Raw genomic sequence first — 23,382 nt, forward strand, 5'->3', positions numbered from 1 at the left:
GCACCGAACTCGTCATAGGAAAGAGGCTAGCGAGAGACTTGCCCTACCGGCAAGCGGTCTCTTGGCGATCCGGAGAGAGTTTTCCCGAGAGTGGCGCGAGGGCGCATGGGGAACGCAGCGCGAACACCGGCCTTCCCTCGCCCCCTGGCCCGGTCTATCTGTCCTCTATGACCCAGTTCGACGACTCAGACGCCTTCGAGGCCGCCAGCCTCTCCGCGCGCGCGATGCAGGCGCGGCCCGCGCCCTATCTCGACGGTCTCAACCCCGCGCAGCTTCGAGCGGTTCAGACGCTCGACGGCCCCGTGCTGATGCTGGCGGGCGCGGGCACGGGCAAGACCCGCGCGCTGACCGCACGCATCGCCCATCTGATGGCGCAGGGCCGCGCCCGCCCGAACGAGATCCTGGCTGTGACCTTCACCAACAAGGCCGCGCGCGAGATGAAGGAGCGGCTGGGCCGGATGATGGGTCAGGCCGCGGAGGGGATGCCTTGGCTCGGCACCTTCCACTCGGTCTGCGTCAAGCTGCTCCGCCGCCACGCGGAGCTGGTGGGCCGCACGATCCATATCAACGGCGAGCCGCGCGAGCTGCATCTGCGGTCGAACTTCACCATCCTCGACACGGACGACCAGAACCGCCTGCTCAAGCAGCTGATCGAGGCGGCCGATATCGACCCCAAGCGCTGGCCGCCCCGGATGCTGGGCGGGATCATCGACCATTGGAAGAACCGCGCCTGGACGCCTGACAAGGTTCCGACGCATGAGGCCGGGGCCTTCGACGGCAAGGGCATCGCGCTCTACCGCCAATATCAGGACCGGCTGCTGACGCTGAACGCCTGCGATTTCGGCGACCTGCTGATGCATGTCATAGACATCCTCCAGCGCCATGAGGACGTTCTGGCGCAGTATCGCCGCTGGTTCCGATATATTCTGGTCGACGAGTATCAGGACACCAATGTCGCGCAGTATCTGTGGCTGCGGCTGTTGGCGGGCGGGCACAAGAATATCTGCTGCGTGGGCGACGACGATCAGTCGATCTACGGCTGGCGCGGGGCGGAGGTCGGCAACATTCTCCGCTTCGAGCAGGATTTCGAGGGCGCCGAGGTCATCCGGCTGGAGCAGAATTACCGCTCCACGCCGCATATCCTGGCTGCTGCTGCGGGCGTGATCCAGGGCAACAAGGGGCGGCTGGGCAAGACGCTCTGGACCGAGCTGACCGAGGGCGAGAAGGTCCGCCTGATCGGCCATTGGGACGGCGAGGAGGAGGCGCGCTGGATCGGCGAGGAGGCCGAGGCGATGACCCGCGGGACGCGCGGCCTCGACCCGTTCAGCCTGGACGGCATGGCGATCCTGGTCCGGGCGGCCCATCAGATGCGGGCCTTCGAGGACCGGTTCCTGACCATCGGTCTGCCGTATCGCGTGATCGGCGGCCCCCGCTTTTACGAGCGGCTCGAGATCCGGGACGCGATGGCCTATTTCCGCCTCGTCGTCAGCCCCGACGACGACCTCGCCTTCGAGCGGATCGTCAACACGCCCAAGCGCGGCCTGGGCGACAAGGCGCAGCAGACGATCCAGGTCATGGCCCGGTCGAACGGTGTGTCGCTGTTGGAGGGCGCGCGGCTCTGCGTCCGCTCCAAGACGATCGGTGGCAAGGGCGGCCGCGCGCTGGGGGAGCTTTGCGACGGGCTCGCGCGCTGGCGGGCCGAGATGCTGGATGGGCGCGACCACATCCATCTGGCCGAAGAGATCCTGGACGAGTCGGGCTATACGGGCTTCTGGCAGAACGAGAAGACGCCCGAGGCCCCCGGCCGGTTGGAGAACCTCAAGGAACTCGTGAAGGCGCTTGAAGCCTTCGAGAACCTCCAGGGCTTCCTGGAGCATGTCAGCCTCATCATGGACAACGACTCCTCCGGCGAGGAGGAGCCGAAGATCACGCTTATGACCCTCCACGCCGCCAAGGGGCTGGAGTTTCCGGTCGTGTTCCTGCCCGGCTGGGAGGACGGGCTGTTCCCGTCGCAGCGCTCGATGGACGAGAGCGGCGTCAAGGGCCTGGAGGAGGAACGTCGGCTGGCCTATGTCGGCATCACCCGCGCGGAAGCGGTCTGTACCATCAGCTTCGCCGCCAATCGCCGCGTCTATGGGCAGTGGCAGTCGGCCCAGCCTTCCCGCTTCATCGACGAGTTGCCCGCCGAGCATGTCGAGGTGCTGACGCCTCCCGGTCTCTATGGCGGCGGCTTCGGCGCGACCGGCATGGCGGCAGCGCAGCAGATGGCAATGGGCGGCGGCATGGCCTCCGACCTGACGGACCGCGCGGCCAAGGCCGATGTCTACAATTCGCCGGGCTGGCGGCGGCTGCAATCCAACGCGACCCGCACCCTGCGGCAACCCGCCGAGGCGAAGAACCTCGTGATCGATGCGACGGCGGTCAGCGCCTTCGGCCCGGGCGACCGCGTCTTCCATCAGAAGTTCGGCTATGGCGAGGTGATGGGGGTCGAGGGCGACAAGCTGGAGGTCGAGTTCGACCATGCCGGCACCAAGAAGATCGTGGGGCGCTTTCTGCTCCCGGCGGATCAGGCGGGCGACACGCCCTTTTAGTCTTAGCCCCCCAAAGAAGCGGCGGCGCCCGAGGGGATGAGGGGGGGCGCCGCCGCGCTTGGGACGTCGCGCCGATGGGCGACTGTCGGCCACATGTCGCTCCGGTCGATGGCGATGAGGGACACCACGCGCCGGAGACTGGAGGGGAAACGGCGCGGTCCCGTTTCGGTTCCCGGCGTCATCGTGAAAGAAGAGAGACAGGTTCCGGCGATGCCCTCAGGGAGGAGGAGGAGGGCATCGCCGGCCCGTGGTGTTCGGCAGCCCCGGGGAGGCGGGGCGCCGAGGGCCGGTCCGATGGAGGAGGGGACCGGCCGGTCACGGCGACGCCCCAAGGGAGGAGGAGGCGGCCGCGATCCGAGTATCTCGTGCTTTGGGCCCGGCAGGTCCCTCCGAGGAGGGCCGCCGGGCCGGCTGCACAGCGCCTTTGAGGGCGCCGGGGCCTCTCCCACGGCAGGACGGGACAGGCCGGGAGCGGTCGGGCAAAGGAACGTCATGCCACGGACCGCGCCAAAAATCTTGGCGGGTTCCGGCGACGCCCCCAGGGAGGAGGAAAAGGAGCGCCGCCGGCCCGTCTGGTCGGCCTCTCCGGGAGGGGAGAGACCGGGGCCGATCCAATGGGAGGAGGGATCGACCCGGTGCGTCGCGACCCAAATGGGAGGAGGGGGCCGCTTCGCGTCCCGGTCTCGCGTCTAGGGAGGAGACGACGCGATACCGGGTATCTTGTCAGCCGCGCTTGCCGTATGCGGCGTCCATGGCGATCGATTTGATCATCGAACGGTTCAAGCCGAGATCGGCGAGATCGCGGTTCGACAATTTGGACAGCTCGGCATGGGTCCGGCGATACAGGCGCCAGCGGCCCCAAGCCTCGCGCAGCGCGCTCAGGCGGGCGCCGAAGTCGTGGCGCAGGGCGTCGGTGCGGATCGAAGAGCCGAATGCAGTATTGGCCATGATATTTTCCTTTCGCGTCTGGGGGCGTCCGGCCCCCCGGTTCGCAGCCTGGCCGGATTGCCGGGGCCGCCGTGTTTCGTTGATCCCAAATTGGTGCCGATGCTGCGGTTGCACAACTGTCCCGATGGTCAATGCTGCCATGCAGCATGTGCATGGCCCGGCAGGGAACTTTACGTTGAGGCAAGACGTCTAGACGCATGTCCGCTTTTTCTCATCCCGGCTTCCGGGCCTATTTCCTCGCCGCCGTCCCTCTCGTCCAAGCGCTCTGGGCGCAGCGCGTCACGCTGGGCTGGCTCGCCTGGGAGGCATCGGGATCGGCCGCCTTCGTCGGGCTGGTCGCCGCGCTGACGCTGGCGCCGATGCTGATCTCGGGGCCGGTCTTCGGAGTGCTGGTCGATCGGACCGACATCCGTCGGGCGATCCGCACGACCTCGGGGGCGATGGCGATGCTCATGGTGGTGGCGGCGCTCCTGGCGGGCGGTCCGGGTCTGAGCCAGGCGATGCTCGTGACCTTGGCGCTGGCGATCGGGGTGGTGTCTTCGGCCCATCACCCGGTGCGTATGTCGCTGGCCCCCCGGCTGGTTCCGGTAGGCGAGGTGCAGAGCGTCGTGGCGCTGACGGCGCTCAACTTCAATCTCGCGCGGCTGGTGGCGCCGGCCCTGGCGGGGCTGGCCCTGGCCAGTGTGGGTCCGGTGGCGACGCTCTGGGCTGCGGCCGCGCTTTATGTCCCGATGCTGGTGGCGGTGCGGTGGATGGCTCCGCGGCCGCTGCCCGTCACCGGCACGCGGGGGTCGATCCGCGAGGGCTTGCGGGACGCGGCGCGCTTCATCTGGGTCACGCCCGTCGCGCGGCAGGCGATCGTGCTGACGGCGGTCATGGCGGTGCTGGTGCGCGGCTATCTCGAATTGCTGCCGGTCATGGCCGAGGGCATCCACGGCCGCGGGGCCGAGGGCCTAGGGCTCCTGACCGCCTCGGCCGGGGCGGGGGCGCTGCTGGCCGCGCTGGCCAAGACGGCCGGCCACGGGCAGGTGCGCGACGGCGTGCCTGGCCTGATGCGGGTGATCCTGGTGATCGGCGTGCTGGGCCTGGCCCCTCTGGGCCTCGTCGAGGCGTGGTGGGCCGCGATGGTCTGGACCGCGCTCGCGGGGTTCTCTTCGACCTTCTGCGGCGTGACGCTCCAGGCGATGGTGCAGATGGAACTGCCCGACGATCTGCGCGGGCGCGTGATGTCGCTTTGGGTCGTCGTCGGGATCGGGGCGGTCGCGCTCGGCTCCGGCGGGCTGGGCTGGTTGGCGGGACTGTTCGGGCTACCGGCGGTCCTGGTCGGGGCGGGGCTGGCCGGAGGGGCGGTCACTGCGGCGATGGTCTTGCCTTCCCGGAGCGGGCGGCCCACGTAGCCCCCGCAGACAAACGGGGGGACACTCATGGCAACGCGCGACGACATTATGGCGGCCCTTTCGCGCATTTCGCTGCCGGTGGGCGGGGATCTGGTCTCGAAGGACATGGTGCGCGCCGTGACTGTTTCGGGCGATTCGGTCAGCTTCGTGATCGAGGCGCCCGCGCCGGAGATCGCGCGCCAGATGGAGCCGATCCGCAAGGCCGCCGAGGCCGCCGTCGCCCGCCTGCCCGGCGTGGGCCGTGTGCAGGTCGTGCTGTCGGCGCCGACCGAGACCAAGCAGCCGCCCTCGCTCAAGATCGGCGGCCACCCCAAGCCGCAGGAGGGCCCGGCCCGCGTCGCCGGGGTCAAGCGGGTGATCGCAGTGGCCTCGGGCAAGGGCGGCGTGGGCAAGTCTACCGTTTCCGCTAACCTCGCCGTGGCGCTGGCGCGGCAGGGCCGCAAAGTCGGGCTGCTCGATGCCGACATTTACGGGCCGAGCCAGCCGCGCATGATGGGCGCCAATAAGCGGCCCGCCTCGCCCGACGGCAAGACGATCCACCCGCTGATCGCCCATGACGTCACGCTGATGTCCATCGGTCTGATGCTGGACCCCGACAAGGCGGTGGTTTGGCGGGGGCCGATGCTGATGGGGGCGCTCCAGCAGATGTTGGGCCAGGTGGCCTGGACGCATCACACCGGGGGCGCCCCGCTGGACGTGCTGATCGTCGATCTGCCGCCCGGCACGGGCGATGTGCAGCTGACGCTCTGCACCAAGGCGGTGGTGGACGGGGCCATCGTCGTGTCGACGCCGCAGGACGTGGCGCTGCTCGATGCGCGCAAGGCGCTCGACATGTTCGCGACGCTGAAGACGCCCATCGTCGGACTGATCGAGAACATGAGCCTCTTCCACTGCCCGAACTGTGGACACGAAGCCCATGTCTTCGGTCATGGGGGCGTCAAGGCCGAGGCGGAGCGGTTGGGCCTGCCGTTCCTGGGCGCGCTGCCCATCGATCTCGACACCCGGCTCGCGGGAGACGCGGGCCGCCCGGTGGCTGCGGGCGAGGGCGTTGTTGCCGACGCCTTTGCCGATCTGGCCCGAGACCTGGTCGCGCGCGACCTCGCTTGAGCCTTCACGGCGCCTGCGCGGGGCGAATCACGATCCTGTGATTCGCTCAGGCGCGCGGATTCCCAACAAGTATCAGAAAATTATCCTCTTTTCAGGGAGGAGGTCGCAGGCTGCCGCGCTGTTGCGCGGTTGGCCCAATTTTCGTGCGGTGTCCGACTGCGGCCTTCGGTGTGATCCTTGCGCCACGCGGCGCGTCACGATGGAAGGATATTGGGCATTCTTGGGCATCTATAAGTTCTTAATTTCTCTTAATAGAGCACTACATCTTGTGTCTTCTGGGGGATATCCACCGGTTTTCCACATTCTGTGGATAAGATTTTGCCGGTCCATCCCATTTTTAGGGTATTCAGCCCAATCTGCTTCTGGCAGGAAAGGTGCACGGAAGATGAGGGATCACAGGGGCGCCAAACGACCCCGATCCGGCAACCAAAAATGGGCAGGACATACAGGCACTCTCACATCTCCAGACGATGAAGACCCTTCTCGCGGACGCGCACATTCATCCCCCCCAGGTGACGCGTGAGGAGGCAGCCCAACGATAGGGGCAGGGCGGCGGTCCGGGTTGGCAGACCCCGGATCGCCGTTCCCGTTTCCAGGGCACCACATTTCGCGCGGGGTACGCGGGGCGAAAGGAAGACGGCACGGTGGACGACCTCTTCAGAGGCAAGCACCACGTCAAAGTCGACGGGAAGGGGCGGGTCTCCGTCCCGCCTGGATTCCGTCGCGCCCTTGAGGCCGCTGATCCGAATTGCGGCCCCGAGCGCAACGCCACGGTCTATATCGCCCATTGGGACGGCGAGCCGTTCCTGACCTGCATGACCGTCCGCGGCATGCAGGAGATGACCGAACAGGTCCGCGCCATGCATCCCGGCGACCCCGATCGCGAGGCGCTGGAAGAGTTCCTATATGAGAACGTGGAAGAGCTCCGACTGGACGACACGCACCGCATCACCATGCCCAAACATTTGCGCGACGCCGCCGGCCTGGAAGGCGAGATGATCTTCGGCGGGCGCGGCGACCGCTTCCGCATCTACTCGCCCGACGTGCCCAAGCCCGCTGTCAGCCGCCTGGCGCAGCAGATGTCGACGCGCCCCGCTGGCACGTCGCCTTTCGCCTTGCTGCCCGACCGGCCGCGGCCGCCGGCGCCGGGGCCGCGGCCGGGCGAGTGATGGGGGGCTCGAATATGGCCGCCGCCCCGCATGTTCCTGTTCTTCTGCAACCGATCCTCGACGCGGTCGGCACGCCTCACGGGACTTGGATCGACGCCACCATGGGCGCCGGCGGCTATACGCGCGCGTTGCTCGAAGCCGGAGCCGACCGGGTGATCGGTCTCGACCGCGACCCGTTGGCCCACGAAATGGCGGCGGAGTGGGGCGCGGTGTGGCGCGAACGACTCGTTACCGTGAAGACCATCTTCTCGCGCATGGACGAGGTCGCCACGGGAGTCGACGGGGTGGTACTCGATCTCGGTGTGAGCTCGATGCAGCTCGACCGGGCCGAGAGAGGATTCAGCTTCATGAAGGACGGACCGCTCGACATGCGCATGGGGGACGAGGGGCCGACCGCCGCCGACATCGTCAACCAGGCGCCCGAGGGCCTGCTGTCCGACATCCTCCACCGCTACGGAGAGGAGCGCGCCGCCCGGCGCATCGCTCGGGCCATCGTCCGCGAGCGCGCCACCACGCCCTATACCACGACCGCGCAGCTGGCCGAGACCGTCGTCGCCAACCTGCCGCGTTCGAAGCCGGGGCAGAGCCACCCGGCCACCCGCGCGTTCCAGGCGATCCGCATCGCCGTCAACGACGAGTTCGGCGAGCTGGCCGAGGGGCTGCAAGCGGCCGAGCGGGCGCTGGCCCCGGGCGGCTGGCTGGCCGTCGTCACCTTCCATTCGGTCGAGGACCGCGCGGTCAAACGCTTCCTCGCCGCCCGCTCCGACACCGGGGGCGGCGGCTCCCGCCACCTGCCGGAGCGCGCGGCCCGCGAGCCGGCCTTCGTGCTCCACGGCAAGGCGATCTCCCCGTCCGAGGCCGAGATCGCCGCCAATCCCCGCGCCCGCTCCGCCCGCCTGCGGCTGGCGCGGCGCACCGATGCTCCCGCCGCTCCGGTCGCCCGCCGCGACCTGGGGCTCCCTGAAATCACGCTGCCCCGGAGGTCCTGAATGCGCGGATTCATCTATACGGTGTCCACGGTGATCGTCGTCCTTCTGGGCGTTTGGGCCTATCACGAGGGCTATGAGACGCGCGCCACCGAAAAGGCCGTCGCCCAATTGGAGCGTGAGATCGGTCAGCGCCATCAGGAGCTGTCGATGCTGCGCGCCGAATGGGCCTATCTCAACCGCCCCGACCGGTTGCAGGCCCTGGCGGAGATGAATTTCGAGCGGCTTGAACTGATGCCGCTCTCCTCCGACCACTTCGCACTGATCGAACAGGTCGGCTATCCGCTGCCGGTGCTGGTGGCCGAAGCGCCGGTGGTCGCGGCCGAGGATTTCTCGGACGTCATCATCATGAACCACCGCTATGGCGCCGACACCCAGCCCCGCGTGATCGCGCCGCCCACCCTGGCCGACGATGGGGAGCAGTTGCCATGATCTTCCGCCGCCGCCCACGCCCGGAGCCGACCGACCCGTTTCAGCCGGTTCCGACCCGCGTGCCCCGCGCCGCGCCCGCGCCGGTGGCGCAGGCTCCCCGCGAGAACCCGGAAAAGGTGCGCCTGCGCGCCGAACGGCGGCTCAAATTCACCGCCGCGTGTTTTGTGATGGGCTTCGCCACCGTCGCGGTGAAGATGGGCGCCATCGCCGCCTCCGAGGCGCGGGAGCCGTCGACCGGATCGCTCTCCGGCGCGACCATCGTCAACGCCCGCGCCGATATCACCGACCGCGAGGGGCGGGTGCTTGCGACCAATGTGACCGCCACCGCGCTCTACGCGCAGCCCCACAAGATGCTGGACCCGGTCGCCGCCGCCGAGGGGCTTGCGCGGATCTTCCCCGACATGGACGCGGAGACCTGGGCCCGGCGCTTTACCTCCGGCTCCAAGTTCTTCTGGCTCAAGGGGAATATCTCGCCCGAGCAGCAGCAGGCGGTCCACGATCTGGGCGAGCCGGGGCTGCTGTTCGGCAGCCGGGAGATGCGGCTCTATCCCAACGGCCCGCTCGCCGCCCATGTCCTGGGCGGCGCCCGCTATGGCGCGCAGGACGTGCGCGCGGCCGAGATCGTGGGCGTGGCCGGGGTGGAAAAGACCTTCGACGCCTATCTCTCCGACCCCGCGCAGGAGGGCGCTCCGCTGCGTCTCTCGCTCGACCTGCCGATCCAGGCCGCGGTGGAGCATGTGCTCGATGGCGGCATGAAGCTGATGAACGCCAAGGGCGCCGCCGCGATCCTGATGGACATCAAGACGGGCGAGGTCATTTCCCTCGCCTCCCTGCCGGATTTCGACCCGAACTCCCGCCCGCGCCCGGCGACCGAGGGCGATCCGGCCGACAGCCCGCTCTTCAACCGCGCCGTGCAGGGTGTCTACGAGTTGGGCTCCACCTTCAAGATCTTCACCACGGCGCAGTCGCTGGAACTGGGGCTGACCAATGCGGGCACGATGATCGACACGCGCGGGCCGCTGCGCCAGGGTCGGCACAGCATTCGCGACTTCCGCAATTACGGGCCGCAGCTGTCGGTCGCGGACGTGATCCGGCACTCGTCGAATGTCGGGACCGCACGCATGGCGCTCGATATCGGGGCGACCCGGCAGAAAGCCTTCCTGGAGAGCCTCGGCTTTTTCGAGCCCACTCCCCTGGAGATGGTCGAAGCGGCGTCCGGGCGTCCCATCGTGCCCGAGCGTTGGCCCGACATCACCACCATGACCGTCAGCTACGGGCACGGTCTCTCGACCTCGCCGCTGCATTTGGCGGTGGGCTATGCCTCGGTTCTCAATGGCGGAACCCGGGTGACGCCGACCCTGATGGCGCAGGAGACGCCGCCGCCCCTCGGCCCGCGCATCGTGTCTGCCCGCGTCTCCGCCGAGTCGCGGCACATGCTGCGCCGGGTCGTCACCGATGGAACGGCCTCCATGGGCGAGGTGCCGGGCTACCATGTCGGCGGCAAAACCGGGACGGCGGACAAGCCGAAACATACGGGCGGCTACTGGGAGGATAAGGTGATCGCCACCTTCGCCTCGGTCTTCCCAGCCCATGACCCGAAATACGTGCTGATCGTGACCCTGGACGAGCCAGAGATCCGCGCCGCCGGAGAGGATCGGCGCACCGCCGGCTGGACCGCCGTGCCGGTCGCGTCCGAGATCGTGCGGCGGGTCGCGCCCCTGCTCGGCGTACGGCCGGATTTCGATCCGGCCAAGGACGATTTCGGTGCATATCTGACACAGATGGCGCGGCGCTGATGGACGAGGCGGGCCGGCCGGTCTAAGGGGACAGGCCGAGGCATCTGCGCAAGAGTGGGGGGCGTTGGATGAGGACTCTCTCCGAATTGGGGCTGGCGGGGCCGGACGGACTGAGCGTGTCGGGCCTTGCCGTCGATAACCGTCTGGTGCGTCCCGGCGACCTGTTTGCCGCACTGCCCGGAACCAATGTGCATGGCGCGCGCTTCGCGGCCGACGCCTTGGCGCGCGGGGCCGTGGCGGTGCTGACGGACCGGGCCGGGGCCGCGATGTTGCCCGAGGGCACGCCGATGGTCGTCGTCGAGGAGCCCCGCGCCGCGCTCGCCTTCGCCGCCGCGCTGATGGCGGGCCGTCAGCCCGAGACCATGGTCGCCGTCACCGGCACCAACGGCAAGACCAGCGTGGCCAGCTTCACCCGCCAGATCTGGGAAGCGCTGGGCCTGCAAGCCGCCAATCTCGGCACGACGGGGGTGGAGGGCGCCTTCCACGCGCCGGCGCTTCACACCACGCCCGAGCCGATCACGCTGCACGCCCTGCTGGCGGAGATGGCCGAGCATGGCGTGACCCATGCGGCGATGGAGGCGTCGTCCCACGGGCTCGACCAGCGGCGGCTGGAGGCGGTGCGGCTGGCCGCCGCCGGCTTTACCAACCTGACCCAGGACCATCTGGATTATCACGGCACGATGGAGGCCTATTTCGAGGCCAAGGCGGGACTCTTCGATCGGCTCTTGCCGGGGGAGGGCGTGGCCGTTGTCAATATCGACGACCCTTACGGGCTGGAATTGGCCGCCCGCTGCGAGGGGCGCGGGCAGGAGGTGATCGGCGTCGGCCGGGCGGAGCAGGCGCGGCTGCGCCTGACCGGCCAGCGTTTCGACGCGACGGGGCAGGAAGTCTTGTTCCGTTGGCAGGGGGCCGCCTCTTCGGCCCGGCTGGGCCTCATCGGCGGGTTCCAGGCGGCGAACGCGCTGCTGGCGGCGGGGTTGGTGATCGGTGCGGGGGAGGAGCCCGAGGCGGTCTTCGCCGCCCTGCCCAAGCTCATGGGCGTGCGCGGGCGGATGCAGCTGGCCGCGACGCGGGACAGCGGCGCCGCCGTCTTCGTCGATTACGCCCACACGCCCGACGCGGTGGCGACCGCGCTCAGGGCGCTGCGCCCGCATGTCATGGGCCGGATCGTCGCCATCGTCGGCGCCGGCGGCGACCGGGACCGGGGCAAGCGGCCGCTGATGGGCGCGGCGGCACAGGAACACGCCGACGCCGTCATCGTAACCGATGACAATCCGCGCTCCGAGGACCCCGCCGCGATCCGCGCTGCCGTTCTGGCTGGCGCGCCCGAGGCGGTCGAGGTGGGCGACCGGGCCGAGGCGATCCTGCGGGGCGTCGACATGCTGGAGGCGGGCGACGCGCTCCTGGTGATGGGCAAGGGGCACGAGACCGGGCAGACGGTGGGCGATATGGTGCTTCCCTTCGACGATGTGGAGCAGGCCTCGATTTCGGTCGCCGCGCTGGAGGGGCGGGCATGACGCTCTGGACGGCGGCGGAGGCGGCGGCGGCCACCGGGGGCGAGACTCGGGGTGACTGGTCCGTCACAGGGCTCAGCATCGACACCCGCACACTCCGCCCCGGAGAGCTGTTCGTCGCGCTGAAGGCCGCGCGGGACGGGCACGATTTCGTCGGCCAGGCCATCGCTGCCGGGGCGGGGGCCGCGCTGGTCTCCCGCGTGCCGGAGGGCTGCGAGGACGCGCCGCTTTTGCTGGTGGAGGACGTCCAGCGCGCCTTGGAGGATCTCGGCCGCGCCGGGCGCGCCCGCAGCCGCGCCCGCGTTATCGCCGTCACCGGAAGCGTCGGGAAAACCTCCACCAAGGAGATGCTGCGCCACGTCCTGGCGCCCCAAGGCCAGGTCCATGCCGCCATCAAGAGCTTCAACAACCATTGGGGCGTGCCGCTGACGCTGGCCGCCATTCCGCCCGAGGCCGACTATGCGGTCGTCGAGATTGGCATGAACCATCCCGGCGAGATCGCTCCCCTGGCCGAGATGGCCGCGCCGCATGTCGCCATGGTCACGATCGTTGCCCCCGTTCACCTGGAGGCCTTCGACGACGGCATCGAGGGGATCGCCCGCGAGAAGGCCGCGATCTTCACCGGGCTCGGGCTGGACGGCGTCGCGATCTACAACGCCGATGTGGAAACCGCGCCGATCCTGGCGGAGCGGGGCAATGTGTCCTTCGGGACCGGTCCCGCCGATTGGCGTCTGCTCCAGGTCGAGGCGCAGCCCGACGGCACCTCCTGCCGGGCGGAGACGCCGCTGGGCGAGGTCGCCTATCGCATCGGCGCGCCGGGGGCCCATTTCGCGCTCAACGCGCTGTCGGTTCTGGCGGCGGTGCATCACGCAGGGGCGGATGTGGCGCGCGCCGCCATCGCCCTGGCGAACTGGGCACCGCCCGATGGGCGCGGCCGCCGCCACGCGGTGATGCTGGACCGCGAGGCGCCGCCGCTCGATCTGATCGACGACGCCTATAACGCGAACCCGGCCTCGGTCGGGGCGGCGCTGGCCCTCCTGGCCGGCACCGAAGTGCCGCGGCAGGCGCGCCGGATCGCCATCCTGGGCGACATGAAGGAACTTGGGCCGACCGGCCCGGACCTGCACGCCGCGCTCGCGGAGCACCCGGCGATGGGCGCGCTCGACACCGTCCACACGGTCGGCCCGGTGATGCGGCATCTCCACGACGCCCTCCCGCCCGCCCTGCGCGGCCGCCATGCCGACACGTCGGAGGCGCTGGCCGCCAGCCTGCGGGAGATCGTGGCGCCGGGCGACGCGGTGCTGGTCAAGGGGTCTCTTTCGATGAAGATGGCCGTCCTGGTGGACGGCCTGCGCGCCTTGGCGCGTCAGGAGTGATGACATGCTCTATTGGCTGACGACTTTCTCGGACGGGGGGGATTTCTTTAACCTCTTCCGCTACATCACCGTCCGGGCGGGCGGGGCCTTCTTCGTGGCCCTGGTCTTCGGGTTCATCTTCGGCCGACCGCTCATCGACCTGCTGCGCAAGCGTCAGGGCAAGGGCCAGCCGATCCGTGCGGACGGACCCGAGACGCATTTCGCCAAGGCGGGCACGCCGACCATGGGCGGGGTGCTGATCCTCGGGGCGGTGACGGTCTCAACGCTGCTCTTCGCGCGGCTCGACAACCCCTATGTCTGGCTCATCCTGGGCGTGACGATCAGCTTCGGCGCGATCGGCTTCATCGACGACTATGCCAAGGTCTCGGCGGGCAACACCAAAGGCGTCCCGGGCCGGGTCCGGCTGGCCTTGGGCTTCGTCATCGCCGCCATCGCCGGGCTGGTCGCGATCTGGGCCCACCCGCCGGAGTTGGAGCGGGCGCTGGCCTTTCCGCTCTTCAAGGACGCGCTGTGGAATATGGGGCTGCTCTATCTGCCCTTCGTGATGCTGGTGATCGTGGGCTCGGCCAATGCGGTGAATCTGACGGACGGGCTGGACGGGCTGGCGATCATGCCGGTGATGATCGCCGCCGGAACGCTGGGCGTGATCGCCTATGCGGTCGGCCGGGTCGACTTCACCGACTATCTGGAGGTGCATTACGTCCCCGGCACCGGAGAGCTTCTGATCTTCGCCGCCGGGCTGATCGGGGGCGGTTTGGGCTTTCTGTGGTATAACGCGCCGCCCGCCGCCGTCTTCATGGGCGATACCGGGTCGCTGGCCCTGGGCGGCGCGCTCGGCACGGCTGCCGTCGTCACCAAGCATGAACTCGTCTGGGCCATCATCGGCGGCGTCTTCGTGCTGGAGGCCGTGTCGGTCATCGTCCAGGTCCTCTACTTCAAGGCGACCGGCAAGCGCGTCTTCCTGATGGCGCCGATCCACCACCATTTCGAAAAGAAGGGCTGGGCCGAGCCGCAGGTGGTGATCCGCTTCTGGATCATCGCGCTGATCCTGGCGCTGATCGGGCTCGCATCGCTCAAGGTCCGATGAGCCGCGTCACCGGAACCGCGATGATCGCGGAGATGAACCCGCACCGCCATCCCGGGGCCTGGGTCTTCGTCACCTGTCCCGAGGATCGGCCGGATCTGGTCGCGCGGGCCATCGCCACCATGCGCGAAGGCGAGGGGCTGTCGCTGATCCTGCCCGATGGCGCGCTGCCTTTCGCAGAGGGGCCGCGCATGGCCTGGATCGAGCTCAGGGTGAATTCGGCGCTGGACGGGGTCGGGCTGACGGCGGCGGTGGCGACGGTGCTCGCCGGGGCCGAGATCCCGTGCAATGTCGTGGCTGGGCACCATCACGACCACCTCTTCGTGCCCGAGGACATGGCGGATCGCGCCCTGGCCCTGCTCCGGGCGCGCGCCCGAGAGGAGAGGGCATGACGACGGCGCTCGTGACCGGTGGAAATCGCGGCATCGGCCTGGCCATCGCGCGCGCGCTGCACGCCGAGGGGATGGATGTTTGCCTCGCCGCCCGCTCCGGCGGAGAGGCGGCGGCGCAGGAGATCGGCTGCCGGTTGGTCGAGATGGACCTCGCCTCGGACGCTTCCATCGAGGCTGGGCTCGCGGCGGCGGGGCCGGTCGATGTGCTGGTCAATAACGCAGGCGTCCTCTGGGAGGAGGGGCTGTGGGACGATCCCGGCCATTTTGACGAGAGCTTCGCCGTGATGGTGCGGGCACCCTTCCGCCTGATGCGCGCGCTGGTCCCCGGGATGGGGCCGGAGGGCCGGGTCGTGAACGTCTCCTCGGGCTGGGGCAGCTTCGACGAAGGGCTGGGCGGCGGCGGCGCCTATGGCCCGGCCAAGGCCGCGCTGAACGCGCTGACGGTCCGCGCCGCGGAAGAGGCCCCGGAGGGCGTCAAGATCAACGCGATGTGCCCGGGATGGGTGCGAACGCGCATGGGCGGGCCGGGCGCCAACCGTTCCCCCGAACAGGCCGCCGGCGCCGCTGTCTGGCTCGCCACCTTGCCGCCGGACGGGCCAACGGGAGGCTTTTTCCGCGACCGGAGGCCGATCCCATGGTGAAGCTGCGCAACCCGCTCATCGCCCGCGAGGGGCCGCCGGTCGCGCTTAACGTGCGGGCGGCGCGCTGGGGCGCCTTGGCCTGCGTCGCGGCCGTGGCGGTGATGGCCGGGCCGATCCTGCGGGGCCATGGCGATGCCGAGGCCTGGCTCGCCGCGCGCCCGGAGGCCTGCGGCACCCGTCCCGAGGCGCGGGTCGCGCCGCCGGATGCCTCCGATTTGCGCGCGGCGTCGGCGCTCTGGTTCATTGAGACATGCGAGGTTGCCGAATGATTCCCGTCCGAGGCTATGAGGGGGCCACCATTGCGGTGCTGGGCCTGGGCCGCTCCGGCTTGACCGCGGCGCGTGCGCTCCGCGCCGGCGGCGCCGAGGTGATCGCCTGGGATGACGGCGCCAAGGGGCGGGAGGCGGCGGAGGCCGAGGGCTTCACCCTGCGGGAGCTTTCCAAGCCCGGCGCGCTGGACGGCGTCGCGACGCTGATCACCAGCCCGGGCATCCCGCATCTCTACCCCGCGCCGCACCCGGCCATCGCCGCCGCGTGGCGCGCGGGCGTTGCGGTCGACAACGATGTCGGCCTGTTCTTCCGCTCGCTGGGTTGGGACGACAGCGCCCCGCGCGTCGTCGCCATCACCGGCTCCAACGGCAAGTCGACCACGTCGGCGCTGCTGCATCACATCCTGGTCGAGGCGGGCAAGCGGGCGCATCTGGCGGGCAATATCGGGCGTGGCGTGCTGGATCTGGACCCCCCGGAGGAGGACGAGATCATCGTGCTGGAGCTGTCGAGCTACCAGACCGAACTCGCACGCTCGCTGACGCCCGACGTGGCGGTCTTCACCAACCTCTCGCCCGACCACCTGGACCGGCATGCGGGCTTCGGCGGCTATTTCGCGGCCAAGCGCCGGCTTTTCGCCGAGGGCGGGCCGGACCGCGCTGTGATCGGGGTGGACGAGAACGAGGGGCTGTTCCTCGCCAACCAGCTTCAGGAGGCCGCGGTGGACGACCGGGTGATCCGGGTCGCGTCGGGGAAGCTGGAAGGCCCGGGCTGGACGGTGACGGCGCGCAAGGGCTGGCTGGCGGAGACCCGCAAGGGACGGCAGGTCGCTTCGGTAGATCTGCGCGACATCGCGGGCCTGCCCGGCAAACACAACCATCAAAACGCCTGCTGCGCCTGGGCTGCCGCGCGCAGCCTGGGTTTGGGGCCGCGGGAGATCGAGGCGGGGCTGCGCTCCTATCCTGGCCTGCCTCACCGGTCCCAGCGGATCGCGGAGCGGGCGGGCGTGGCCTATGTCAACGACTCGAAGGCGACGAATGTCGACGCGGCGGTGCAGGCGCTCCAGGCTTTCGAGCGGATCCGCTGGATCTGCGGCGGTTTGCAGAAGGAGGGCGGGCTGGAGGCGCTGCATCCCCACCTGTCCTGCGTCGCCAAGGCCTATGTGATCGGACGGGAGGCCGCGGGCTTCGCGCTGGGCCTGGGTCAGGGCGTGGAGGTCGAAGTCTGCGGCGACATGGCGACCGCGGTCGCTGCCGCCGCGCGGGACGCGCAGCCGGGCGAGACGGTGCTACTGGCCCCTGCGGCGGCCAGCTTCGACCAATATGACAGCTTCGAGCGGCGCGGCGAGGATTTCGCCGCCCGGGTCGCGGCTCTGGATTGAGCCGGCCCCCTGATCCTGGCGGAGGCACGCCACGGAAGCGGGGGAGGGGGGCTCTGCCCCCCGTCGGCAAAGCCGACTCCCCCCGGAGTATTTTTGGCCAGAAGAAGGAGGGACGGGCGCGCAGGGCGGCTGCCCATCGGCCCTGAGCCGTGGCAGAATGGACAGACAGCAGATCAGGAGGATGCCATGCCCCTTTCCAACATCCGTGTCGAGGATGAGGTCTTCACCGCCGAGGGCGACGTCGGTCTCGGCGCCGTCCGGGAGATCCTGCCCGATCACCTATGGGTCAGTATCGAAGGCTATGGCGACATCCGCATCGACCCCGAGCAGATCGTCGCGGCCCATGACGGCAAGGTCGTGCTCGATGTCACGAAGCTGCCGGAGCACCTTCAGACGTTGATTGCGCATGTTCATGACGGAGAGGTGCAGCAGCCGTCGGAGGCATCCGAAGGCTAGGTTCGGGCCTCGTAGCGCGTCTGGACGGTGGCTGCGAGGACGGCTGCGGCGTGCAGGGGCGCGCCGCGTCCTCCGGTGCATCCCCCAGGCCCCGGAGCGCGGGACAGGAACGGCCCTGATCCCCCGGCGGTCACTGCGCATCAGGCCGCGCATATCCGGGGCAAGAGCGGGTCCAGTTGGCCCCCCTTTCCGTCACTTGGCCTGACGGGAGCCCAATTCAGCCTCCGCCCCCCGGCCGGACCCACCGGAGAGGGCCTACGGATGAGGGGCGGGCGGTCCCTCGGTCGCTCCCTGCGCCACCCATGTCGCGTCCTTCCCGGGACGCGCGGCGATTGGCTCAGCGGCCTCGGATCGGAGGCCCCCGCATTGCGCGCGCTTGATCCGGACCGTCCGGCAGCGCATCGTCGCGGCGGGAGGAGCACATGGCGGACAGGACCCCACAGGCCGTCGTCATCGGCGGCACCAGCGGGATCGGCGCGGGGGTCGCCGCGGCCTTGCTCGACCGCGGCTGGGACGTGCTCGCGACGGGGCTGTCCGAAGCGGAAGCGGCAGGCTTCGCGGCGGCGGAGCCCCGTGCGCGGACGGCCGCGCTCGACGTGACGGACGGGGCGGCGGTGGCCGGGCTTTTCGCCGCGCTGGACCGGCTCGACGGGCTGGTCTGTTGCGCGGGCATGATCGCGCGGGGGGCGGAGTTCGAGATCGAAACCTTCGAGAAAGTCATCGACGTGAACCTGACCGGCACCATGCGCTGCTGCGTGGCGGCCCGCCCTCTGCTGGCCGCGTCCGGGGGCGCCATCGTCACCACGGCCTCGATGCTGAGCTATTTCGGCGGCCCCCTGGTGCCCGCCTATTCCGCCTCCAAGGGCGGCGTGGCGCAGTTGACCAAGGCGCTGGCCGTTGCCTGGGCGGCCGAGGGCATTCGCGTCAACGCCATGGCCCCCGGCTGGATCGAGACCGAGATGACGGCGCCGCTGCGCGCCGACGCGGCCCGCGCGGAGCCGATCCTGGCCCGCACGCCCCAGGCGCGTTGGGGCCGGCCCGCAGAGGTCGGCGCGCTGGCCGCCTGGCTTCTCTCCGACGACGCTTCCTTCGTGACCGGAAGCGTCTATCCCGTGGATGGCGGCTATGCCGCGATGTGAGGACCGATGCCCCTAGAGACCCCCGACGCCGACGAACGCACCCCCTACCAGCTGCCCTTTCCGCAGGATGCGCTGCCCGAGATCGTGATCCCCGACGCGATCCCGGAGGATGAGCGTATCTGGGTGCCGCAGACCGAGACGGTCAGCTTCCGGCCGCTCTGCCTCAACCGCTCCCAGGGCTATTGGATGAACCTGCTGCGGGTGCGGCAATCGGGCGTCCTGTCCCGCCACCGCCATCCGCAGCCGGTGCATGGCTTCGTGCTCAAGGGCCGCTGGCACTATCTGGAGCATGACTGGACTGCCGAGGCCGGATCCTACGTGATGGAGAGCCCGGGCGAGACGCATACGCTGGTTGTCCCCGACGATGTCGACGAGATGATCACGATGTTCCAGGTGAACGGGGTGATGCTTTATGTCGATCCGTGGGGGAAGACGATGGGCTATGAGGATGTCTTCACCAAGATCGAGATGTGCCGCAAGCACTATGCGTCCGTCGGACTGGGGGCCGACTATGTCGACCGGTTTGTGCGCTGAGATGACAGCGCAACAGCGTCCAGCCGTCCGATCGCGGGCGGCCCCTAGATGACCGGACCGGACTCCATGCAGGTCTTGCTGCGCCGCCTGCTGGCCCTGGGCGGCTTCGTGGCGGCGCTTTGGGCGATCCAGGGCCTGAACTTGGTGCTGGGCTATCGCCTGAACCCGGCCTTCGGGCTGATCCCGCGCGAACTGGCCGGGCTGGACGGGATCGCGGCGATGCCATTGCTGCATGGAAGCATGGCGCATCTGTCGGCGAATACGCCGCCGCTTCTGGTGATGGGGGCGCTTTTGGCGGCGACGGCGACGCGGGCGCTGCTGACGGTGAATGTGGTGATCGTGGGCTTGGGCGGGGCGCTGGTCTGGCTGCTGGGCAGCACGGCGATCCATATCGGTGCGTCCGGGCTGGTCTTTGGCTGGCTCGGCTTTCTGATGGCGCGCGGGCTGGTGGATCGCTCCCCGGTCACGCTGACGGTCACCGGTATCGTCGGGTTTCTATACGGCGCGATGTTTTGGAGCGTGCTGCCCGAACAGCCCGGCATTTCCTGGGAGGCCCACCTCTTCGGGGCTCTGGCGGGGGTCGCGGCGGCGCTGGCCATCCGCACCCATGTGCATGCGCCACGGCTGCGGCGGGTGGAGCGGCGCTAGGCCGGGCCTCGCCTCAGCGGACCAGGATCGCGCCGTCGGGGGCTTCGTCGGCGGGCTTGTTGCCGGGATAGACCAGCCCGGCCGAGATCACGAGCTTCGCCGCGTCCTCGACCGACATGTCGAGCAGGACGACGTCCTCCTCGGGGACGAAGAGCAGGAAGCCGGAGGTTGGGTTCGGCGTGGTCGGCAGGAACACCGACATCATCGGCACGGCGGCCCGCGCCGCGATCTCGCCCTTGGCCGTGGTCGAGATAAAGGCGATGGCCCAGATCCCCTTGCGCGGATATTCGACAAGGCAGGCGCGCTCGAAGCTTTGCTGATCCTGGCTGAGGATCGTCTCGGCGATCTGCTTGAGACCGCCATAGACCGAGCGGATCACCGGTGTCTTCTGCACCAGGTTCTCGCCCCAGCGAAGGATCGAGCGGCCGATATAGCCCTTGACGACCCAACCGACGACCAGGGTGAAGAGCAGGAAGAACGCGACCCCGATGCCGCGGATATTGACCTCCAACCCGAAGCGCTGGAGCAGCCAGATATCCGGGCGGTAGCCCTGCGGCACGAAGGGCAGGACCCAGCTGTCGAACCAGCCGATCACAGTCCAGATCAGCCATGTGGTAAGGCCGATGGGGGCGATCACCACCAGGCCGGTCAGGAAATTGTTCCTGATCCGGGTCAGCAGGCCCGGCCGCTGGACTCGGGGGGGATGGTCGTCTCCAAGCTGCATGGGGCCGTCCGGTCATTCGTCGGATCCGACATAAGCGGCAGGGGGCACGGGAACAAGCGCGGAGCGGGCGGGGCGGTCGGGCAAGCGCCAGATCGTGAGGCAGGTGCCCTGTTTTTCGGCAAGGCGGACGGGTCTGTCTCAGGCGCCGGCACGGCATCGGCAGAGCGTCCGATTGCGTGGCGATGGGCAGGGCGAGACGGGTCGGGTGCTTCATCCGAACCGACCCGGATGCGGGGCGCGTTGCTTCGTTCTGCTGATCGCGCCCGCCCCTCCGGGAGACGCACAGGGGGCAGCGGTCTACTTCTCTGTCGCCGGCGCTCAGGGGGCCGTCGGGGAGACATCGCCGCGGCGCCCGCCGGGCCAGACTGTGAGGTGTGGGACGAGAGGGCGCCTCGGCGCGTGCTCTGCCTATCCGGTCATGACGCAGAGGCAGGCCTCGCTCAGGACGGGGTCACGGGGGGGCGTCCGGTCTCCCTATGGCATGGTTGCCGAGGCCGGATCTCGAGCGCGGCCGGTCAGTACGTGTCGCCCGACACATAGGTCGCCGCCGCGTCGACGGCGCGGCGGAGCGCGGCCTCCGGCCCGGCACCTTCGCGCTCGGCGGCGATATGGGCGGCCATGAACGTGTCGCCCGCGCCGGTGACTCGCGTGACCATCACGTCGGGCGGGTGGTGCGCCTCCACGCCATCGGCATGGGCGCAGGCCGCGAGGCGCGGTCCATCCGTCACCAGCGCCCGGTGCAGGCCCCGCGCGCGCAGCGCCTGCGCCGCCTCGGCGGCGTCGGTCTGTGCGCGGTGCAGCAGCAGCCCCGCCTCCTCCAGGTTGACATAGAGCGTGGCCGAGCTGTGAGTGAGGAAGGGCAAGAGCCGCTCCGCCTTGCCCGGCGAGGCGGGCGCGACGCGCAGATCCGTCGCGGCAAAGCGCGGATCCTGCGCAATCTGCGCCAACAGGTCCGCGGTGAGGTTCCCGTCCAGCGCGACGGGCCCCTCCCAGCCCTGAAGCTCGTCTTGCAGCGGGCGGAGGATCTTGTCCCCCACCGCCTCCAGCGAATGGGCGTCGGCGATGGCCGCGATCAGGCCATTCCCGCCCTCGACGGCCATGTAGACATCCGTCGGCAGGTCGTCCGAGCGGTAGAGCGTCCGCGTCACCAGCCCCATGTGATCCAGCGCCGCGACCAACTCTTCCCCGGCCGGATCGCGTCCCACCACCGACAGCAGCGCGGGCGTCATGCCATAAGCCTTGGCCGCCATCGCGATGTTCAGCGCCACCCCGCCGGGCAGCCGGGTGATCCGCCCCGGGCGGTCGGAGCCTTGGGTCATATGCGCGGTCGAACGGCCGATCACGTCCCACAGGACGGAGCCGATGCAGAGAAGGTCGGGGCGGGTCATTGCGCCGCTGTGCCACGGCGCGGGGCGTTTCGTCCAGATCGGCCCGGCGCTGCGGGCCTGCTGGAGCTGTCGTTACGTCAGCCTAACAATTATCAAACGAATGCCCCTGTCGGCCCGGCCACCGTCGCGGCAATCTCTTCCCTGGATCGACGCGGCAGATGGGTGCGGGATGGCGGGCGAATGGGACAGGTTCTTGGGCCGCAATGGAAATATCCGGTCATCGGGGTTGGATCCGTTGCGGCCCTTTCGCCGTCCGGCCGCGACCGCAGAGGACATGGCGCGAACCGAGCAGGGCCAGCTCAACCTGGTCGCGCTGCATGACCGGATCGCCGAGGCCGAGGAAGAGCTGTCGATGCTGGACGAGCCGGCGGACCTGCGTGAGAAGGCCCGGGAAATCGATCTGCTGCACCGCGCCCTCGCGCAGGAGGTCGCGGCGCTACGCGATCTCGGCTAAACCCGCATCCGGGAGCCTGGCGCGCGCCCTTGTCCCGGCCGCGAGGGCGCGGTGGATGGGCTTCAGCGCGGCGGGCCTTCGATGCCCCAGCGCGCCTCCAGGGTCTCGATGGCGGCGATGCGTTCCTCTGTCTTCGGATGGCTCATCAGCCAGGCCGGCATCCCCACTCCACCCATCCCGGTCAGTTTCGAGAGCTTGCCGAACAGTGTCTTTTGCGGCGCCGTGCCGATGCCCGCCTTGACCAGCAGCGCGCTGGCATAGGCATCGGCCTCGTATTCATCCTGCCGCGACAGGCGCGCGGCGACGAGCGAGGCCAGGACATTGGCGAGATAGGGGCCAACCCCGGGGACGACCCGGCCCAGCATGCCCGAGAGCACCACGCGGATCGCGTTCTGGCCGCTGAAGTCGATCAGCCGCCGCCTTGCGTGCCCCAGCGCGACATGGCCCAGCTCATGGGCGACGACGCTGGCCATCTCGGGGGCCGAGACCTCCCCGGCGTGAAACTTCCGCAGAAAGCCTCGGGTGATGAAGATGCGCCCATCGGGCGCGGCGAGGCCGTTGACGGGGTCCACCTCGTGGACGTGGACGCGGATGCGCTCCACGTCCAAAACGCGCGCCATCTTCGCGAATTCCCGCTCCAGCTCCGGATCGGCGAGCGGGGTCGCGGTGGCGTCCATCTGGCGCTTCAGACGCCAGGCCGAAAAGAACCAGAGCACGACGCCATAGCCGATGGTCAGGAGAAGGGCGGGGAGCTTGAGCATGGGCGGAATATGGGAGCGGGTCGGCCCCGCGTGTAGGGTGCGCGGCGAATTCGCCGCGGCCGCTGCGCCGGTGCCTCAGTGCGGCCCGCGAAACGACCCGCAGGACTGGGGATGCGCGCCCATGCGATCAACCTCCATCGATCCAGAGGCCGGTTCCGTGCCGCTCCAAATTCCCGGGGCGTATCACGGCATGTCTG

The 23,382-nt window shown here is 69.5% G+C and carries 23 protein-coding genes; 19 read left to right on the top strand and 4 right to left on the bottom strand.

Annotation, left to right across the window (positions count from 1 at the left end; all coding sequences use genetic code 11):
• The first annotated feature begins 167 nt into the window (after positions 1 to 167).
• Positions 168 to 2,591, top strand: a complete 2,424-nt coding sequence (locus tag DTQ71_RS19425) for an ATP-dependent helicase (protein ID WP_109565964.1) — start codon at positions 168 to 170, stop codon at positions 2,589 to 2,591.
• 723 nt (positions 2,592 to 3,314) lie between these two features.
• Here the strand turns inward: DTQ71_RS19425 and DTQ71_RS24785 are convergent.
• Positions 3,315 to 3,680, bottom strand: coding sequence for a DUF1127 domain-containing protein (locus tag DTQ71_RS24785; RefSeq protein ID WP_342768143.1), 366 nt, complete (start codon positions 3,678 to 3,680; stop codon positions 3,315 to 3,317).
• 56 nt (positions 3,681 to 3,736) lie between these two features.
• On the opposite strand from DTQ71_RS24785, the gene DTQ71_RS19435 reads away from it, so the two are divergent.
• The 17 genes from DTQ71_RS19435 (at position 3,737) to DTQ71_RS19515 (ending at position 19,858) form a co-directional block, all read left to right on the top strand.
• Positions 3,737 to 4,936, top strand: a complete 1,200-nt coding sequence (locus DTQ71_RS19435) for an MFS transporter (protein WP_109565966.1) — start codon at positions 3,737 to 3,739, stop codon at positions 4,934 to 4,936.
• 27 nt (positions 4,937 to 4,963) lie between these two features.
• Positions 4,964 to 6,043: an Mrp/NBP35 family ATP-binding protein gene (locus DTQ71_RS19440; RefSeq protein WP_109565967.1), complete on the top strand. Its 1,080-nt coding sequence runs from the start codon at positions 4,964 to 4,966 to the stop codon at positions 6,041 to 6,043.
• A gap of 644 nt (positions 6,044 to 6,687) precedes the next feature.
• The gene (locus tag DTQ71_RS19445; protein ID WP_109565968.1) at positions 6,688 to 7,212 is read left to right on the top strand and encodes a division/cell wall cluster transcriptional repressor MraZ; all 525 of its coding nucleotides are present in this window, start codon (positions 6,688 to 6,690) and stop codon (positions 7,210 to 7,212) included.
• Between the two features lie 14 nt (positions 7,213 to 7,226).
• Positions 7,227 to 8,201 (top strand): 16S rRNA (cytosine(1402)-N(4))-methyltransferase RsmH, encoded by a 975-nt coding sequence (rsmH, locus tag DTQ71_RS19450; protein WP_245947663.1) that lies wholly within the window; start codon positions 7,227 to 7,229, stop codon positions 8,199 to 8,201.
• The gene (gene ftsL, locus DTQ71_RS19455; protein ID WP_174900366.1) at positions 8,202 to 8,630 is read left to right on the top strand and encodes a cell division protein FtsL; all 429 of its coding nucleotides are present in this window, start codon (positions 8,202 to 8,204) and stop codon (positions 8,628 to 8,630) included.
• Complete coding sequence (locus DTQ71_RS19460) at positions 8,627 to 10,426, top strand: peptidoglycan D,D-transpeptidase FtsI family protein (RefSeq protein ID WP_109565970.1); 1,800 nt, start codon at positions 8,627 to 8,629, stop codon at positions 10,424 to 10,426. Before ftsL ends, DTQ71_RS19460 begins: the two co-directional genes overlap by 4 nt.
• A 68-nt stretch (positions 10,427 to 10,494) precedes the next feature.
• Positions 10,495 to 11,943 carry a UDP-N-acetylmuramoyl-L-alanyl-D-glutamate--2,6-diaminopimelate ligase gene (locus DTQ71_RS19465; protein WP_109565971.1) on the top strand — a complete coding sequence of 483 codons (1,449 nt, stop codon included), beginning with the start codon at positions 10,495 to 10,497 and terminating at the stop codon, positions 11,941 to 11,943.
• Entirely contained in the window at positions 11,940 to 13,316 is a 1,377-nt protein-coding gene (locus DTQ71_RS19470) for a UDP-N-acetylmuramoyl-tripeptide--D-alanyl-D-alanine ligase (RefSeq protein WP_109565972.1), read from the top strand. Before DTQ71_RS19465 ends, DTQ71_RS19470 begins: the two co-directional genes overlap by 4 nt.
• A 4-nt stretch (positions 13,317 to 13,320) precedes the next feature.
• Complete coding sequence (gene mraY / locus DTQ71_RS19475; RefSeq protein WP_109565973.1) at positions 13,321 to 14,403, top strand: phospho-N-acetylmuramoyl-pentapeptide-transferase; 1,083 nt, start codon at positions 13,321 to 13,323, stop codon at positions 14,401 to 14,403.
• Positions 14,400 to 14,792, top strand: coding sequence for an ACT domain-containing protein (locus DTQ71_RS19480; protein ID WP_211317163.1), 393 nt, complete (start codon positions 14,400 to 14,402; stop codon positions 14,790 to 14,792). Before mraY ends, DTQ71_RS19480 begins: the two co-directional genes overlap by 4 nt.
• Positions 14,789 to 15,433 (top strand): SDR family NAD(P)-dependent oxidoreductase, encoded by a 645-nt coding sequence (locus DTQ71_RS19485; protein ID WP_109565974.1) that lies wholly within the window; start codon positions 14,789 to 14,791, stop codon positions 15,431 to 15,433. The genes DTQ71_RS19480 and DTQ71_RS19485 overlap by 4 nt, the downstream gene beginning before the upstream one ends.
• Positions 15,427 to 15,702 carry a hypothetical protein gene (locus DTQ71_RS19490; RefSeq protein ID WP_109565975.1) on the top strand — a complete coding sequence of 92 codons (276 nt, stop codon included), beginning with the start codon at positions 15,427 to 15,429 and terminating at the stop codon, positions 15,700 to 15,702. The genes DTQ71_RS19485 and DTQ71_RS19490 overlap by 7 nt, the downstream gene beginning before the upstream one ends.
• Positions 15,699 to 17,081, top strand: coding sequence for a UDP-N-acetylmuramoyl-L-alanine--D-glutamate ligase (murD, locus tag DTQ71_RS19495; RefSeq protein WP_109565976.1), 1,383 nt, complete (start codon positions 15,699 to 15,701; stop codon positions 17,079 to 17,081). Before DTQ71_RS19490 ends, murD begins: the two co-directional genes overlap by 4 nt.
• A 186-nt stretch (positions 17,082 to 17,267) precedes the next feature.
• The gene (locus DTQ71_RS19500) at positions 17,268 to 17,537 is read left to right on the top strand and encodes a hypothetical protein (RefSeq protein WP_109565977.1); all 270 of its coding nucleotides are present in this window, start codon (positions 17,268 to 17,270) and stop codon (positions 17,535 to 17,537) included.
• A gap of 422 nt (positions 17,538 to 17,959) precedes the next feature.
• On the top strand, positions 17,960 to 18,676 hold the full coding sequence (locus DTQ71_RS19505; protein WP_109565978.1) for an SDR family NAD(P)-dependent oxidoreductase: 717 nt from the start codon (positions 17,960 to 17,962) through the stop codon (positions 18,674 to 18,676).
• Positions 18,677 to 18,682: 6 nt separating this feature from the next.
• Complete coding sequence (locus DTQ71_RS19510; RefSeq protein WP_109565979.1) at positions 18,683 to 19,210, top strand: 2,4'-dihydroxyacetophenone dioxygenase family protein; 528 nt, start codon at positions 18,683 to 18,685, stop codon at positions 19,208 to 19,210.
• 48 nt (positions 19,211 to 19,258) lie between these two features.
• Positions 19,259 to 19,858, top strand: a complete 600-nt coding sequence (locus tag DTQ71_RS19515; protein WP_245947664.1) for a rhomboid family intramembrane serine protease — start codon at positions 19,259 to 19,261, stop codon at positions 19,856 to 19,858.
• A 13-nt stretch (positions 19,859 to 19,871) separates the two neighbouring features.
• On the opposite strand, the gene DTQ71_RS19520 is transcribed toward DTQ71_RS19515, so the two are convergent.
• Together DTQ71_RS19520 and DTQ71_RS19525 are read right to left on the bottom strand one after the other, a co-directional pair.
• The gene (locus DTQ71_RS19520; RefSeq protein ID WP_109565980.1) at positions 19,872 to 20,582 is read right to left on the bottom strand and encodes a DUF502 domain-containing protein; all 711 of its coding nucleotides are present in this window, start codon (positions 20,580 to 20,582) and stop codon (positions 19,872 to 19,874) included.
• Positions 20,583 to 21,097: 515 nt separating this feature from the next.
• On the bottom strand, positions 21,098 to 21,970 hold the full coding sequence (locus DTQ71_RS19525; protein ID WP_109565981.1) for a PfkB family carbohydrate kinase: 873 nt from the start codon (positions 21,968 to 21,970) through the stop codon (positions 21,098 to 21,100).
• Positions 21,971 to 22,244: 274 nt separating this feature from the next.
• On the opposite strand from DTQ71_RS19525, the gene DTQ71_RS23245 reads away from it, so the two are divergent.
• A complete protein-coding gene (locus tag DTQ71_RS23245) occupies positions 22,245 to 22,424 on the top strand; it encodes a hypothetical protein (protein ID WP_146204903.1) in 180 nt (59 codons plus the stop codon).
• Between the two features lie 62 nt (positions 22,425 to 22,486).
• Here the strand turns inward: DTQ71_RS23245 and DTQ71_RS19535 are convergent, their stop codons facing one another.
• Complete coding sequence (locus DTQ71_RS19535) at positions 22,487 to 23,185, bottom strand: M48 family metallopeptidase (RefSeq protein ID WP_109565983.1); 699 nt, start codon at positions 23,183 to 23,185, stop codon at positions 22,487 to 22,489.
• Positions 23,186 to 23,382: the final 197 nt, after the last annotated feature.

The sequence above is a fragment of the Jannaschia seohaensis genome (genome assembly GCF_900116765.1).
In the GTDB taxonomy this organism is placed as follows: Bacteria; Pseudomonadota; Alphaproteobacteria; order Rhodobacterales; family Rhodobacteraceae; genus Jannaschia; species Jannaschia seohaensis.